General features: G+C 72.7%; 15 protein-coding genes. 11 read left to right on the plus strand and 4 right to left on the minus strand.

The genetic code is table 11. The annotated features are described in order from the left end of the window. Window positions 1–97: 97 nt before the first annotated feature. Complete coding sequence (locus ACI8AA_RS16605; protein WP_457045504.1) at window positions 98–976, minus strand: PEP/pyruvate-binding domain-containing protein; 879 nt, start codon at window positions 974–976, stop codon at window positions 98–100. Window positions 977–986: 10 nt separating this feature from the next. Continuing rightward, a complete protein-coding gene (locus tag ACI8AA_RS16610) occupies window positions 987–2,750 on the minus strand; it encodes a PEP-utilizing enzyme (RefSeq protein WP_457045505.1) in 1,764 nt (587 codons plus the stop codon). Between the two features lie 253 nt (window positions 2,751–3,003). Here ACI8AA_RS16610 and ACI8AA_RS16615 point away from each other — a divergent pair, with 253 nt between their 5' ends. Next, window positions 3,004–3,669: a GntR family transcriptional regulator gene (locus ACI8AA_RS16615; protein ID WP_457045506.1), complete on the plus strand. Its 666-nt coding sequence runs from the start codon at window positions 3,004–3,006 to the stop codon at window positions 3,667–3,669. A 50-nt stretch (window positions 3,670–3,719) separates the two neighbouring features. Next, complete coding sequence (locus tag ACI8AA_RS16620; protein ID WP_457045507.1) at window positions 3,720–4,604, plus strand: MBL fold metallo-hydrolase; 885 nt, start codon at window positions 3,720–3,722, stop codon at window positions 4,602–4,604. 263 nt (window positions 4,605–4,867) lie between these two features. Here ACI8AA_RS16620 and ACI8AA_RS16625 read toward each other — a convergent pair whose 3' ends face one another. Beyond that, window positions 4,868–5,164, minus strand: a complete 297-nt coding sequence (locus ACI8AA_RS16625; protein WP_457045508.1) for an antibiotic biosynthesis monooxygenase family protein — start codon at window positions 5,162–5,164, stop codon at window positions 4,868–4,870. 283 nt (window positions 5,165–5,447) lie between these two features. Here ACI8AA_RS16625 and ACI8AA_RS16630 point away from each other — a divergent pair, with 283 nt between their 5' ends. Continuing rightward, window positions 5,448–5,627: a hypothetical protein gene (locus tag ACI8AA_RS16630; protein WP_457045509.1), complete on the plus strand. Its 180-nt coding sequence runs from the start codon at window positions 5,448–5,450 to the stop codon at window positions 5,625–5,627. Between the two features lie 691 nt (window positions 5,628–6,318). Further along, window positions 6,319–7,680, plus strand: a complete 1,362-nt coding sequence (locus ACI8AA_RS16635) for an ammonium transporter (RefSeq protein ID WP_457045510.1) — start codon at window positions 6,319–6,321, stop codon at window positions 7,678–7,680. A gap of 70 nt (window positions 7,681–7,750) precedes the next feature. Here the strand turns inward: ACI8AA_RS16635 and ACI8AA_RS16640 are convergent, their stop codons facing one another. Then, on the minus strand, window positions 7,751–8,365 hold the full coding sequence (locus ACI8AA_RS16640) for a helix-turn-helix domain-containing protein (RefSeq protein WP_457045511.1): 615 nt from the start codon (window positions 8,363–8,365) through the stop codon (window positions 7,751–7,753). 131 nt (window positions 8,366–8,496) lie between these two features. Between ACI8AA_RS16640 and ACI8AA_RS16645 the strand changes: the two genes are divergently transcribed. From ACI8AA_RS16645 to ACI8AA_RS16675, 7 genes are all read left to right on the plus strand, one after another. Further along, entirely contained in the window at window positions 8,497–8,853 is a 357-nt protein-coding gene (locus ACI8AA_RS16645) for a cupin domain-containing protein (RefSeq protein ID WP_457045512.1), read from the plus strand. A 57-nt stretch (window positions 8,854–8,910) separates the two neighbouring features. Beyond that, window positions 8,911–9,372 carry a dimethylamine monooxygenase subunit DmmA family protein gene (locus tag ACI8AA_RS16650; RefSeq protein ID WP_457045513.1) on the plus strand — a complete coding sequence of 154 codons (462 nt, stop codon included), beginning with the start codon at window positions 8,911–8,913 and terminating at the stop codon, window positions 9,370–9,372. Further along, entirely contained in the window at window positions 9,369–10,349 is a 981-nt protein-coding gene (locus ACI8AA_RS16655; protein ID WP_457045514.1) for a PDR/VanB family oxidoreductase, read from the plus strand. The genes ACI8AA_RS16650 and ACI8AA_RS16655 overlap by 4 nt, the downstream gene beginning before the upstream one ends. Beyond that, window positions 10,346–11,317, plus strand: a complete 972-nt coding sequence (locus tag ACI8AA_RS16660) for a heme-dependent oxidative N-demethylase family protein (protein ID WP_457045515.1) — start codon at window positions 10,346–10,348, stop codon at window positions 11,315–11,317. Before ACI8AA_RS16655 ends, ACI8AA_RS16660 begins: the two co-directional genes overlap by 4 nt. 199 nt (window positions 11,318–11,516) lie before the next feature. Further along, window positions 11,517–12,875, plus strand: coding sequence for a type III glutamate--ammonia ligase (glnT, locus tag ACI8AA_RS16665; protein ID WP_457045516.1), 1,359 nt, complete (start codon window positions 11,517–11,519; stop codon window positions 12,873–12,875). Window positions 12,876–12,907: 32 nt separating this feature from the next. After that, the gene (locus ACI8AA_RS16670) at window positions 12,908–13,801 is read left to right on the plus strand and encodes a hypothetical protein (protein WP_457045517.1); all 894 of its coding nucleotides are present in this window, start codon (window positions 12,908–12,910) and stop codon (window positions 13,799–13,801) included. Beyond that, the gene (locus ACI8AA_RS16675) at window positions 13,789–14,520 is read left to right on the plus strand and encodes a GltB/FmdC/FwdC-like GXGXG domain-containing protein (RefSeq protein WP_457045518.1); all 732 of its coding nucleotides are present in this window, start codon (window positions 13,789–13,791) and stop codon (window positions 14,518–14,520) included. Before ACI8AA_RS16670 ends, ACI8AA_RS16675 begins: the two co-directional genes overlap by 13 nt. Window positions 14,521–14,524: the final 4 nt, after the last annotated feature.

Here is a 14,524-nt window from a genome sequence, read left to right on the forward strand (position 1 = left end):
CGTCGTGTGCTCCTGATCGTGGTTCGGGGACGTCGGCGGGCAGGGCTGCACCGGAGGCGCGGCGGTCGGGTCGCCGCGCCTCCGGCGCAGCCGCCGCTCAGACGGTGGTGATCGGCCGGGACTGCAGCAGGTAGAGGTCCCCGGCGGCGTCGAAGGCCCACTCGATGTCCTGGGGGACCCCGTGCAGGTCGGCCAGCTTCTGACCCATCTGCGCCAGGGCGACGCACTCGTCGTCGGAGAGGACCCGTTCGGCGTCGACCACCTTCGACTTCTTCACGACACCCTGGCGGGACAGCGTGTAGTTGTCGGGCGTGACCTCGCCGGAGACGACGGCCTCGCCGAGGCCGCGGGCGGCCTCGACGACCATCCGGTCCTTGCGGCCGTGCACCGGGTCGACGGTGAACATGACGCCGGACTTCTGGCTGTCGATCATCTGCTGGACGACGACGGCCATCGCGACGTCCTCCAGCGACCCCTTCTCCTGCCGGTAGAAGACGGCGCGGTCGGTGAAGAAGGACAGCCAGCACTCGACGACGTTGTGCAGCACCGCCTGGAGGCCGTCGGTGTTGAGGAAGGTCTCCTGCTGGCCGGCGTAGCTGGCGCCCTCGGAGTCCTCGGCGCAGGCCGAGGAGCGCACGGCGACCAGGCCCTGCAGTTTCGCGTACTCGCGCTCGATGAGCTCGCGCGGGGGCCTCGCCGCGGCGACGAGGGCCCGGGCGGCGTCGAGGTCCTTGCGGCGCATGGCCTCGCGGAGTGCCTCCTCGTCCACCGCGGCGGAGAACGCCGCCGAGGTGATGACGAAGCCCGGGGGCACCGGGAGCTCCTCGGCGGTCATGGTCGCGAGGCTGGCGCCCTTGCCGCCGGTCAGCTCCACCACGCGGCAGCGAGGGTCGCTGAAGGGCAGGACGAGCGGCTGGTCGTGCGTCGACACGGCGGCGGGCTGCTGCGAGGTCGGGGGCGGGAGGATCGCGGTCATCGGGTTCTCCTCAGAGGGCCGGGGCGGGCGCGGCCGGGACGGCGCCGACGACCTCGACGCGGCCGGTGGAGCCGTTGACCCGGATGCGGTCTCCGGTCGAGATGCGCCGGGTGGCGTCGGAGGTGCCGACGACGGCCGGGATGCCGAACTCGCGGGAGACGACGGCCGGGTGCGAGGCCATCCCGCCGGCGTCGGTGACGAGGCCGGAGATCTTGGTGAACAGCACCACCCAGGCGGGGCTGGTCATCCGGCAGACGACGATCTCGTCGCGCTCGACCTCGCTGAACTGCTCGGGGGAGAGCACGACCCGCGCGGTCCCCTCCACGACGCCGGCCGACGCGGGCAGGCCCGGGATCTCGCCGGCGTGCGACGGGGCAGGGCGCTCGAGCTTCTCGGGGAAGGCCCACAGCGACAGGTAGGGGAAGGCGACGGCCTCCCGGGTGGCGGTGCCGACCCAGTCGCGGGGGCGCAGCTCGTAGGCGTCCTCGCGGGCGTCGCGGCGGTCGCCGACCAGCTCGTGGGCGTCGAAGGAGTTGGTGCCGGCCATGAGGCGGCGCAGCTCGTTGTACTTGAGGTACATGACGTCCTCGGGGTCGGCGAGCCTGCCGTCGCCGACCAGCTTCTCGCCGATCGCGATGAGCACCAGCCGCACCCGGGCGTTGGTGCCCTGGTCGATGTAGAAGTGGTGGTCCGGGGTGAGGGGGTTCATCCGCAGGCTGAGGTCGAGCGCACGCTCCAGCTCGTCCCGCGCCGGGCCGGGCTCCACGCCCTCGAACACCTCTGCCTTCGCCCTCTCCAGGTCCTCGGCGACGGCCTTGAGCTCGGCCGGGTAGTCGTAGTCGGACTCCAGGTAGCCGCGGACGGCCTCGACGATCGGCGCCGGGTTCTCCCGCCAGGTCTTGAAGGAGAACTCGTGGGCGTACATCGACTTGTAGCCGAAGACCTTCTGGTACGGCTCGATGTGTTCGGCGAGGAACGCGCGGCCGGCGTCGGTGGCCTCCAGGGCGCGGATCACGTCACCGGCGGTGGCGCGGGTGAAGGCCTTGGCGACCTCGCCCTGCTCCTTCTTGACCCACTCCTTGATGTTCCAGAGCTCCTCGATGGAGTCCCAGTTGCGGTTCTCCGTGGAGCTCTGCAGCCGGCCCATCAGTGCCGAGTGGTCGCCCTCGCCCTTGGCCGCGGCGATCGCGGCGTTGAGGGCCAGGGTGGAGGAGAACTGGGCGAAGTTCAGCACCCAGTGGATCTGCCAGTGCCGGTCGTGCACGTCGATCGCGTCCTCGAGCAGGATCGCGAGCTCCACCAGGCTGGCGCCGGCGTAGTCGTACTCGTCGAAGCGGACGAAGTTGCGCTCCATCTCCGGCCGCAGGCGCGTGCGCCACCAGACGAGGAAGTTCTCCGCGTAGTACGGGAGCGTCCAGCCCATGTAGCCGCCGAGCTCGGCGGGGTCCTGCGGGTCCAGCGGGACGCGCGGGGTGTAGCGGGCGCCGTACTCGGAGGCCTCGGCCGACAGACCCGGCGTCGCCGGGATCGCCGCGGTGTAGACGTAGCCGTTGACGATCTTGGAGATCCAGTCGGAGGCGAACGGGGTACCGAAGCGCCGGAACATGTAGTCGCACTTCAGCCACCACCCGCCGATGTCGGCGTACATGGGGGAGACCGGGTTCGGGATGTGCAGGTCGTCGTGCACCCAGAACAGTTCCTTCTGGCCGGCCTCCCACTGCACGGGGAACTCGTCGTCCCCGAAGAAGGTCGCCAGGACGTTGTCGTCGCTCATGCCCACTCCGGTGTAGGGGTGTCGGGATCGGTGAGGGGCGGTACGTCGGCTACCTCTCTGGGGTCGGCCGAACTATCGATAATCTGGCGGACGGGTGTGATGCACGTCAACCCCTGGACGTGATTTTTCGTGACGTGGACCGCATGAAGCGCCGGCATGGCTCTCGATGACCGTGATTGACAGCACGGTCCACGCCCGTACTATCGATGACCAGACAGGCCGCCGGGGGCGGTCCGCAGCCCAGGGAGAACGAGTGGACCGGCCACTGCACCGCAACGGTGCCCTGCGTGAACAGATCAAGGACCGCATCGTCGAGCGCATCCTCGACGGCACCTACGGCCCGGGGGACCGGGTCAAGGAGAGCGTCCTGGCCGCCGAGTTCGGCGTGAGTCAGGCTCCGGTCCGGGAGGCGCTGCGCGACCTCGAGGCCATGCGGTTCATCGAGTCACAGCCGCACAAGGGTGCCCGGGTCCGGGAGGTGACCGTCGAGGAGCTCGGCCAGATCTACCCCGTCCGGGCGGCCCTCGAGGAGGTCGCCGGCCGCGAGGCCGCGACGCGCATGACCGAGGCGCAGCTGCAGGCACTGGAGGAACAGCTCGCCGGGATGCGGCAGGCCGCCGCCGACGACGACCTCCACGCGCTCCTGGTCCACGACACGCGGTTCCACGAGCTCATCGTGGAGGCATCGGGCAACCAGGTGCTGCTCGAGGTCTGGCGTTCCCTGCGGGTGGAAGCCCGGACCGTGGTGAGCGTCCTGCGCGGCCACTCCGACCTGCACGCGATCGCCGAGCTCCACCGCCCGGTCCTCATGGCCGTGCAGTTCCGCGACCCTGACCTGGCGGGCAAGGAGATGCGCGCCCACATCGAGTTCTTCGGCGCCTCCGTGGTGCAGCGCATCACCGCGTCGCAGGACGACTGACCGACCCGTCCTCCCTCTCCGAGCACCGACCCGAGCCGACGGAGGCTTCGATGCAGCAGCTCAACGACCGTGTCTTCACCGAGACGAAGGTGCGGGGGTGCAACCCCAGCTTCGTCGTCACCTCGGCCGGCCCGGTCGTCGTCGACACGCCCCAGCTGCCGACCCGGGCGGTGGAGATGCGCCGCTTCGTCGAGTCCTTCGGTCGGGTCCAGTACCTGATCAACACGGAGCACCACGTCGACCACATCTTCGGCAACTACTACTTCCGCGGCGCCGGCACGGTGGTCAACCACAAGGGGCTCTACGACAACTTCATGACCGTCTACCCGGAGCTCGACCCGTTCGAGTACGCCCGGGAAGCCCTCGCCACCGACGACCCCGACGGCATCGAACTGTTCCCGGACCGGGACGAGTACTACGAGGACCCGAACAAGGGGCAGGTCGTCTTCACCGGCGACCTGTCACTACGCGTCGGCGACCACGACTTCCACCTCCTGCACACCCCCGGGCACACACCCGGCCAGCTGGCCGTGTACGTGCCGCAGGAGCGGATGGTCTTCACCGGGGACAGCGTCTTCTGCGAGTGCCAGACGTGGCTGATGACCAGCGACGTCGACCAGTGGCTGGCGTCGCTGGAGATCATCCGCTCGCTCGACGTCGACGTCGTCGTGCCCGGCCACGGGCCGGTCACGGACCTGTCCTACGTCGACAAGCAGCGGGCGGCGCTGCTCAGCTGGAAGGCGGCCGTCGCCGAGGCCGTGGCCGCCGGCTGGACCAGGGAGGAGACCCAGGAACGGGTCAAGTTCCCGAAGCTCGGCCCGGTCGACGTCGGCCAGGAGTACATGCTCGAGTACGTCGAGACCCTCAACGCCGGCTCGCTGTTCGACAGGTTCACCGCCCGCCGAGCCGCACCGGTCCCTCCCCGCAGCAGCTGAGCCCCGACGCCGTGTGGCGGCCGCGCCATCCCGAGCGCTCCAGCCGCCCTGACGTGGTGGCCGCGATGAGGGCCCATGAGGAGCCTGCCGGTCCTGCGGTGGTCGTCGCCTGGGGAGGCGAGGCGCTCGTCATCCGGCCGGCCCGGCCTCGCGCTGAGGGGCGGAGCGGCCGTCGTCGGTGACGGGCGCGGGCGCAGCTGCCGCCGAGACCGGCAGCTCGACCCAGCGGGAGGCGGACCGATCCCGAGCTCAGGGCAGGTCGGTCAGCCGCCCACCCCGGCATCGGCCACGACGGAGAACCACCGGGTCACGTTGGGCGCTGACTCCAGGCCCTCGAGCACTGTGCGCTTGTCGAGGAACGCCGGATCGTCGTGCCAGGCCATCCAGTCCTCGCGGCTGTTCCAGGTGCCGACGATCACCCGCGACAGCGGGTCGTCCTCGGGGATCAGCACCTGGCCGGAGACCCAGCCCGGCATGCGTCGTGCGGCCTCGAGACGATCCCGCATCACTGCGTCCCACTCCTGCTGACCTCCAGGCCGCAGCGTGCTGGTGGTGAGCACGGTCATCATCGCCCGCTCCCTCGCCGAAGGATCCGCCCCTGCAGGTCCTCCGGTGTCCGTGGGTCGGGCGGTGAAACCCTGACGCCATGGATCACCGCCGTCCCGGGGCCGGCTGGGTTTCGGCCGCGGGACGTCACGCTGTCCACTGGGCAGGCGGGGTCGGCGGCCGGGTCCCGCCTCGACACGAGCTCGGCCCGTCCAGGCTCCGGCTGCCCAGACGACGCGGGCAGTTGACGGTCGGCTGACGCGACACCCCGGCCGCTGGCAGCGATCGGGAGGACGGATGGCCGACTTCACCGCGACCGCCATCAGCGAGGGCGACCACTGGGTGATCGACGTGCCGGGTGTCGGTACCGCCGAGGCCGACACGGTCGAGGACCTCGAGGAGATGGCACTCGAGCTGGTCGTCGCCATGACCCACGCCGCCCGCCAGGACGTGCACATCGATCTGCGCATCGTCTGACCGGCCATCGGCGGGTGTGCCGCTGTGACTGGACCGGAGATCGCCGGCGTCGTCGTGCCACTCCTCCGCTTCGGTGTCGTGCGGCAGGAGTGCGTCGGCTGAAAGGAGACCTTGGGGCACGGCCGACCCCGCGCGCACAGTCAGCTCGCCCTCGATCAACGGTGGGGGCGGGGCCTCCGCCGTTCTCCAGTCGCGTCGGCGGCGACTCCCGCCCGTCTGGTGAACGGCGCCACCGGCCCGTCCGTGGCTACTGGAGGGGGCCCGGAGGCGGAGCTCCGGCCAGGGCGGGAGCGCGAGTCCTGCGTGCCCGTCGCCGGTAGGCCTGCAGTACGGGCTCCAGTTCTCGGGCGAGGCCGGGGAGGTCGCGGTCGTGGATGCGACCGTCGTCGAGCTGCCGGGCGAGCCCGGTGAGCCCGACCGGCCAGTCCCGGCGGGTCGGGGCCGGATGGACCCGTCACAACGGATCGCGGAACGCCGAGTGCATGAGGTGTGGCACTTCCTCCGGCGGTTCTGCAGTGGTGCGCGAGGTCTCGGTCGACACCTCTCGGCCGTGCGTGCAGCTGACGAGGTGCGTGGCGCCCGGGCGCCGTTCATGTCACATGGAAGTCATCTGGGAGTGACCGCGGGGGCAACACGCGGGCCGTCTACTGCAGCCGAACAGTGACCACTGTCAGTAGACGAAAGGTGTGCCGTGGACGTCGGCAGCACTGCATTCATCCTCGCGGCCACGATGGCGGTCGCGCTCATGGTCCCGGGCCTCGCGCTCTTCTACGGCGGCATGGTCGGGTCCCGCTCGGTCCTGAACATGATCATGATGGTGTTCGGAGCCGTCGCGGTCGTCGGCGTCCTGTGGACCCTCTTCGGCTTCTCCGCGGTCTTCGGCGACAGCTACGGCGGCCTGGGTCTGCTGGGGAACGTGACCGAGTACCTGGGTCTCGGTGACCTCGTGGCCGGTGACGAGACGGCCGCCCTGCCGCCGGCCCTGGTCGCGGTGTTCCAGGCCCTGTTCGCCGTCATCACCACCGCCCTCATCGCCGGCGCGGTGTCCGACCGCGTCCGGTTCGGCCCGTGGCTGCTGTTCACCGGGCTCTGGGCGGCGCTGGTGTACTTCCCGGTCGCGCACTGGGTGTTCGCCTTCGACTCCGCCGACGGCGGCGTCCAGGGCGGCTGGATCGCCAACACGCTCGGCGCGGTCGACTTCGCCGGCGGCACGGCCGTCCACATCAACGCGGGTGTGGCCGCCCTGGCCCTGGTGCTGGTGGTCGGCAAGCGCACCGGCTGGCCCCGGCAGGCCCGGCCGAACAACCTGCCCTTCGTCGCCCTCGGCGCCGGGATCCTGTGGTTCGGGTGGTTCGGCTTCAACGGCGGGTCGGCCCTGGCCGCGGGCAACAGCGCCTCGGTCGTCATGCTCACGACGTTCAACGCCACCTGCGCGGCGATCCTCGCCTGGCTCCTGGTGGAGCGGCTGCGCGACGGTCACGCCACCACCCTCGGTGGGATGTCCGGCGCCATCGCCGGGCTGGTGGCCATCACCCCGGCCTGCGGCGCCGTCACGCCGCTCGGCGCCCTGGCCGTGGGCGCCGTCGCCGGCGCGGTCTGCCCGCTGGCCATCGCGCTGAAGTACCGCTTCGGCTACGACGACGCCCTGGACGTCGTCGGCGTCCACCTCGTCGGCGGTGTCGTCGGCACCCTGCTGGTCGGCCTGTTCGGCTCCGCCGAGGCGCCCAGCGGTCGGGCCGGCCTGTTCTACGGCGGCGGGTTCGGGCTCCTCGGCACCCAGGCCGTCGCCGTCGTGGCGGTGGTCGCCTACTCGTTCGTCGTCAGCCTGCTGATCGCCCTGGTCGTCAAGCACACGGTGGGCCTGCGGGTGTCGAAGGAGGGCGAGTCGGCCGGTCTCGACCTGACCGAGCACGCCGAGGTCGCCTACGACCTCGAGGGCGCCGTGCACACCCCGGGGAGCGGCCCGACCCCCGAGGCCGTCGTCGCCTCGGCCGAGCGGCTGGTCGCGGGCTCCGCGCCGGCCCCGCGCGCCGGGAGCGGCACGCCGCACTGACCGTCCACGGACGACGGAGGCCGGTCCCGCGCCGCGGGACCGGCCTCCGGTGTGTCCGGGGTGAGGAGGATCAGGTCAGGTGGCCGTAGGCCGTGACGCTGAGGAAGCGGACCGGCAGCTCGACGAGCCCGACCGGACCGTGCGGCCCCTCGCCGTCGAAGACGAGGGAGTCCCCGGCGTGCATCTCGTACCGCGCCTCACCGTGCCCGTAGACCAGGACACCCTCCAGCATGTGCAGGAACTCCGTCCCCGGGTGCTGGAACAGGGGGAACACCTCGCTGGCCTCGGTGAGGGTGACCAGGAGCGGCTCCAGCCGCTTGTGCTCGCCCCGCAGGGACCCCAGCAGCTGGTAGAGGTGGCCGACGTTGCTGCCGCGGCGGACGATCTGCGATCCGTGTCCGGCGGGGGTGAAGACGGCCTCCCGCTCGGCGTCGACGCCCCGGAACAGGGCGGTGACCGGCACGGCGAGTGCCTCGGCGAGGCGGGCGAGGCTGGACAGGCTGCAGGAGGTCTGCGCATTCTCGATCTTGGAGAGCATGGCCTTGCTCATGCCGGTCAGCCGGGCCAGTTCCGCGAGCGAGATGCCCTGCGCGAGCCGGAACTCCCGCACGCGCAGTGCGATGACGTCCTCGAGATGACCGCTCGGCGCGTCGTCGTGCGCGCCCGGACCGGGGGAGACCTCCACCCGGCGAGCCTAGGTCGCGTGCGCTCGTCCGAACCGCCCGGCGACGAGAACGTAACGGACGGGTAACCCGAAGGAGGGTCCACCACTCGTAGCCTCCGTTTCACACCAGTGGACGATCCCCAGGAGGACCCATGCCCGTCACCGGCACCATCGGCCACGTCACCGGAGGCTCGCTCGGGCTGCCGAGCATGGAGGTGGAGGGCGTCCGCGCCCACATCGGCGACGTCTTCGCCAACCCCGGCGGGGCGGCGATCTGCAGCGGCTTCTTCGAGCTCTTCGCCGGGGCGCCGCTCGACTACGAGTACACCTACGACGAGATGAAGGTCGTCGTCGAGGGCGAGTTCCACCTCACCGACCTCGACTCCGGTCAGCGGGTCGTCGCGCGTCCGAAGGACGTCCTGTTCTTCCCGGCCGGCTCCCGGATCCGCTTCGAGACGCCGGATCGGGCTCTGGGCTTCTACACCGGCCACCGCTCCTTCGCCCCCTGACCGGCCGTGGGAGCCGAACACACGAGCGTCCCGCGCTGGCCGGCGAGCGTGCCTCCGGTGGACCCCACCGGCCGCACCGTCTCCGTGCTGGGCTTCGGGGACCGCGGACGGGTGATCGTCGAGGACTGGCTCGCCGCCACGCCGGCCGGGCGGCTGGTCTGGACCCTCGTCGCCGAGCGGGCCGACGACGCGACGCTGGCGGCCCTCGCCGAGCAGGTGCGCGCCGCCCGGGTCGGCTGGCGGCTGATGCTCGCCGGACCCGAGGTGGACGTCCTCGCCGCGCGCGCGGTCGCGACGGGCCTCGGCCTGCTCGACGCGGAGATCAGGACGGCGGTGACCGGTACGGACCGCAAGCGGGTCCACTGCCCCCACTGCCGCACCACGACCGAGGCGGAGGTGCCGGTCGGGGCGGAGGTGCCCTGCCGGGGCTGCGCCCGCCGGCTGCACGTGTACGCGCACGTCTCCCGGCGCACCGGCGCCTACCTGGGCTTCATGGCCGACGCGGAGGAGGTCGCGTGACCGCCGTCCTGCCCGCGCCGCCGACGGCTGCGCCGGGGGAGGCCCCGCCGCTGGAGCTCGAGGTCGCCGCCGTCACCGATGCCGCTCCCGGCATCCGGACGCTCGTCCTGCGCCACCCGGACGACGCCCTCCTCCCGGGGTATGCGCCCGGGAGCCACGTGGTGCTCACCTGCGGGGAGCGGCGCAACGCCTACTCGCTCACCGGGGACGGTGCGCCGGGGCAGGAGTACCGGGTCTCGGTGCTGCTGTGCCCCGACGGCCGGGGTGGCTCCGCGTTCGTGCACGGGCTCGCCGTCGGCGACCGGGTGGCCGTCTCCCGGCCGCGCAGCGCCTTCGCCCCGGTCGGGACCGCGCGGCACCACGTGCTGGTCGCCGGGGGCATCGGGATCACCCCGATGCTGTCCCACGCGCGGGCCGCGGTCCGCTGGGGACGCTCGTTCGAGCTGCTCTACGGCCACCGGCCCGGCGCGGGCGCCCACCGTGAGGAGCTGGCGGCGCTGTGCGGGGAGCGCCTCACCGTGCACGAGTCCACGCCGGCCCTGCTCGACGCCGTCGCCGCAGTCCTCGCCGACCGGCCGATCGGCACGCACGCCTACGTCTGCGGCCCGGCGCCGCTCATCGAGTTCGTCGAGCGGACGGCGACCGAGCTGGGGTGGCCGCCCGAGCGCGTGCACGCCGAGCGGTTCTCCGCCGCCGACCTCGACCCGGGGGAGCCGTTCACCGCACACCTCACCCGCTCCGGCGTCCGGGTGCCGGTACCTGCCGGCGTCAGCCTGCTCGCGGCGCTGGAGGGCGCCGGCGTCGCCGTCCCGAGCATGTGCCGCCAGGGCGTGTGCGGCGAGTGCCGTGTCCCGGTCGTCTCCGGCCGGCCGCTGCACCGCGACCTGTACCTGTCCGGCGCCGAGCGTGCCGCCGGCGACGCGGTCATGTGCTGCGTCTCGCGCAGCCTCGACGACGACCTGGAGCTGGACCTGTGACCACGACGCTGCCGCCGCGGGTGACCCGCTTCCCGTTCCCCTTCCCGGCCGACGCCTACCGCTATGCCACCAACGTCGAGCCGGCCCGCCGTCCCGTGGCAACCGCGGCGGGCTCGTGGGGGGAGCACGTGATCGACGTCGACGACGACTACGCGCTCGAGCTCGTCGTCCGCCGCGACGTGCTGGCCGCCGATCCCTCCCGGTGCGCGCAGCTGCCGCACATGCGCGTCGCCGCCTGGGACGCGCTGGCCACGCTGCTGACGGAGCTCGCGGCGACCCGTCCCGACGTGATGGCGCTGCACCGGCGCGGCGACCGGTGGCACTGGCGCAACGACCTGCTCGGGACGTCGTCGTCCTTCGTCCTCGGCGACGACGACTCGCTGCTCGGCGGTCCGCTGGCCTTCCTCGGCAGCCAGGTGCAGGAGGACGTCGTCCTGCTCGACCAGCGCGAGGGCTCGCTGTGGGCCGACGCCGGGCTGGTCACCTTCGCCGCCGACTGGTCCCTGGGGTTCGACGTCGGCATGCGCTTCCTCGAGGTCCACGGGCCGGTGCCGCGGGTGCACGAGACCGGGGTGGTCGCCCGCGCCGAGCAGTTCCTCATGCGCCTGCAGCCGGGCGACGCCTACCGCCGGACCAACTGGACGATGACCGTGGACCGGCGCCTGGACACCTCCACGGAGACCTATCCGGAGTGGGGCCGGGACCGCCGGCTCGTGGTGGACGACCCCGCGCTGCCCGATCGGCTGCACCTGCGGGTGGAGGTGCAGCACCTGCTGCGCCTCGGCGTCTCGAACGCCGTCTGCTTCCTCATCCGCACCCACCTGCTGTCCCTCCGCGAGCTCGCGGCCGTCCCCGCGTGGCGGCGGAGGACGGCCGCCGTGCTCGCCGAACTGCCCGACGACGTGGCCGCCTACAAGGGCATCGAGCGCTACCGGCACGCCGCGGCCGCCTGGCTGGCCGGCGGCTGACCCCGGACCGGCCGACCGGCGGCCCGTCGTCCTGCTCCGGGACGGCGGGCCGCCGCCGTGTGGCCCGGGTGCCCGGCGCCCGGGGACGGGAGGAAACAGGGATCTCCCCGGACGGTCACGCCGCGGAAACACGCAGCCTGTTCACTCCGGGGCGACAGAGGTTCACAACAGTGAACACCTCGACCGTCCGGGAGGACCCGTGTCGCTCACCGCCACCCGCCCCGAGGCCCCGCCGGCGCCCGTCGAGCTGCCCACCGGAGGAGAGCTGGCGCGCTGCGCCCGCGCCGACGGGATCGAGTTCGTCATGGCGCTGTTCGTCGACCTGACCGGCAAGCCCTGCGCCAAGCTGGTACCGGTCGAGGCGGTCGAGGAGCTGGAGACCGAGGGCGTGGGCTTCGCCGGCTACGCGGTCGGCGCGATGGGGCAGGAGCCGCGGGACCCCGACCTCATGGCCGTCCCCGACCCGTCGTCCTACATGCCGGTCCCGTTCATCCGGCCCGGCCTGGCCATCGTGCACTGCGACCCGCACGTCGAGGGCCGCCCCTGGCCGTACGCGCCCCGGGTGCTGCTCAAGGCGCAGCTGGCCCGCGCCGCGGAGCTGGGACTGGAGCTCAAGGTCGGTGCCGAGGTCGAGTACTTCCTCGTCGAGCGCGGCCCGGACGGCGCGCTGCGGCCCGCCGACCCGAAGGACACCGCGGCCCGGCCCTGCTACGACGCCCGCGGGCTGACCCGCATGTACGACCACCTGACCGAGGTGTCCAAGGCGATCAACTCCCTGGGCTGGGGCAACTACGCCAACGACCACGAGGACGGCAACGGCCAGTTCGAGCAGAACTTCGCCTACGCCGACGCGCTGACCACCGCCGACCGGGTGGTCACCCTGCGCTACCTGCTGTCGGTGCTCGCCGAGCAGCGCGGCATGACCGCCACCTTCATGGGCAAGCCCTTCACCGACCGGACCGGCAGCGGGCTGCACATGCACCTGTCGCTGTGGCGGGACGGCGAGCCGGCGTTCCCGGACGACGCCGATCCCCGCGGCCTGGGCCTGTCCCCGCTGGCCTACTCCTTCGTGGCCGGCCTGATCGAGCACGCCTGCGGCCTGCAGGCGGTGCTCGCCCCGACGGTGAACGCCTACAAGCGCACCGGCGCCAGCTCCACCCGGTCCGGCGCGACCTGGTCCCCGCGCACGGCGTCCTACGGCGGCAACGACCGCACCCACCTGCTCCGCGTCCCCGACGGCAACCGCGTCGAGTTGCGCGGCGGTGACGGCTCGGCCAACCCCTACCTCGCCGCCGCGGCGGCGCTGGCCGCCGGCCTCGACGGGGTCCGCCGCGGCCTGGACCCCGGCGATCCCGGCGCCACCACCAGCAGCCCGCTGCCGCCGACGCTGCTGCACGCGGTCGAGGCGCTGCAGGCCGACCCGGTGGTCGCCGCGGCCCTGGACGCGGCCGGGCCCGGTGTCTGCGAGTACTTCGCCGGCCTCAAGCGCGAGGAGTTCTTCGAGTGGCACGGGCAGGTGACCCCCTGGGAGGTCGACCGCTACGTGACCGCGTTCTGACCCGACCGACCGACGAGAGGAACCGTCCTGCGATGTGCGGGATCGTCGGGCTCCACCTGCGGGAGCCCTCCCTGTACCCCCGGCTCGGCGAGCTGCTGACCGGCATGCTCTGCCAGGTCACCGAGCGCGGCCCGGACTCCGCCGGGGTCGCCGTCTACGGCGACCCGCGCTGGTCACCGCCGGGTGAGGCGTCGGTCTCGCTGCTCACCGGTGACCGGACCGCCGACGACGTCGCCACAGCCGTCCGCGCCGTCCTCCCCGAGGCGGAGGTGGTGGACGCCGGCCAGACGCTGGTCGTCCACGCGGCGACCGACCCCGGCGCGCTCGCCGCCGCCGTCCGCGAGACCGTCCCGGGTGCCGTGGTCATCGGCGCCGGGGAGGAGGTCGCCGTCCTCAAGGGCGTCGGGCACCCGCAGGCCCTGGCCGCCGAGTTCGGCCTGGCGGCCGCGCAGGGCTGGCAGGGCGTGGCGCACACCCGGATGGCCACGGAGTCGGCGGTCACCCCCGCGCACTGCCACCCCTTCTCCGTCGGGACCGACCAGTGCCTGGTGCACAACGGCTCCTTCGCCAACCACGCCACCATCCGCCGCGAGCTGCGCGCCGCGGGCGCGGTCTTCGACAGCGACAACGACTCCGAGGTCGGCGCCCGCTTCGTCGCCGCCCAGCTGGCCGCCGGCCACTCCCTGGAGAAGTCGCTGAAGCTGCTGTGCGAGCGCTTCGACGGCTTCTACACGCTGCTGGTCAGCACCCGCGACAGCTTCGCCGTCGTCCGCGACGCCATCGCCTGCAAGCCCGCCGTCGTCGCCGAGACCCCGCAGTGGGTCGCCATGGCGTCGGAGTACCGCGCCCTGGCCGGCCTGCCCGGCGTCGAGGCCGCCCGCATCTTCGAGCCCGAGCCGGAAGAGGTCTACGCATGGCAGCGCTGAGCACGACCGACGTCACGGTGGACACCCCGGTGGAGCCCGCCGTCGTCGACCTGTCCCTCACCGGCGTGCGCGAGCTCAACGCGGCCCTGCACGCCCCGGACGTCGCGGACAAGGCGTCCGCCTGGCGGGTCACCTCACCCGCCGGGCGGCACAACATCGCCGTGGGGCTCGACGCGGCCGTCGACGTCCGCATCGAGGGACACGTCGGCTACTACTGCGCCGGGATGAACCAGCTCGCGACGGTGACCGTCGAGGGCAACGCCGGGGTCGGGCTCGCCGAGAACATGATGAGCGGCACGGTGCGGGTCCGCGGCAACGCCTCCCAGTCGGCCGGGGCGACGGCGCACGGCGGCCTGCTGGTCGTCGAGGGCTCGGCGTCGGCCCGCTGCGGGATCTCGATGAAGGGCGTGGACATCGTCGTCGGCGGCGACGTCGGGCACATGAGCGCCTTCATGGGACAGGCCGGGCGGCTGGTCGTGTGCGGCGACGCCGGCGACGCGCTCGGCGACTCCGTCTACGAGGCCCGGATCTACGTGGCCGGATCGGTCAGGAGCCTCGGGGCGGACTGCGTGGAGAAGGAGGTGCGACCCGAGCACCTGGCCGAGCTCACCGGCCTGCTCCGTGCGGCCGGCATCGACGCCGACCCGCGGGACTTCCGGCGCTACGGCTCGGCCCGCCGTCTCTACAACTTCCACGTCGACAACGCCTCGGCGTACTGAGGAG

This window comes from Geodermatophilus sp. SYSU D01180 (assembly GCF_054050415.1).

Excerpts from the sequence above, each read along its gene's own strand:
- ACI8AA_RS16620 (WP_457045507.1), top strand. The coding sequence starts at position 3,720 with ATGCAGCAGCTCAACGACCGTGTCTTCACCGAGACGAAGGTGCGGGGG.
- ACI8AA_RS16605 (WP_457045504.1), bottom strand. The coding sequence starts at position 976 with ATGACCGCGATCCTCCCGCCCCCGACCTCGCAGCAGCCCGCCGCCGTG.
- ACI8AA_RS16645 (WP_457045512.1), top strand. The coding sequence starts at position 8,497 with ATGCCCGTCACCGGCACCATCGGCCACGTCACCGGAGGCTCGCTCGGG.
- ACI8AA_RS16630 (WP_457045509.1), top strand. The coding sequence starts at position 5,448 with ATGGCCGACTTCACCGCGACCGCCATCAGCGAGGGCGACCACTGGGTG.
- ACI8AA_RS16610 (WP_457045505.1), bottom strand. The coding sequence starts at position 2,750 with ATGAGCGACGACAACGTCCTGGCGACCTTCTTCGGGGACGACGAGTTC.
- ACI8AA_RS16670 (WP_457045517.1), top strand. The coding sequence starts at position 12,908 with ATGTGCGGGATCGTCGGGCTCCACCTGCGGGAGCCCTCCCTGTACCCC.
- ACI8AA_RS16675 (WP_457045518.1), top strand. The coding sequence starts at position 13,789 with ATGGCAGCGCTGAGCACGACCGACGTCACGGTGGACACCCCGGTGGAG.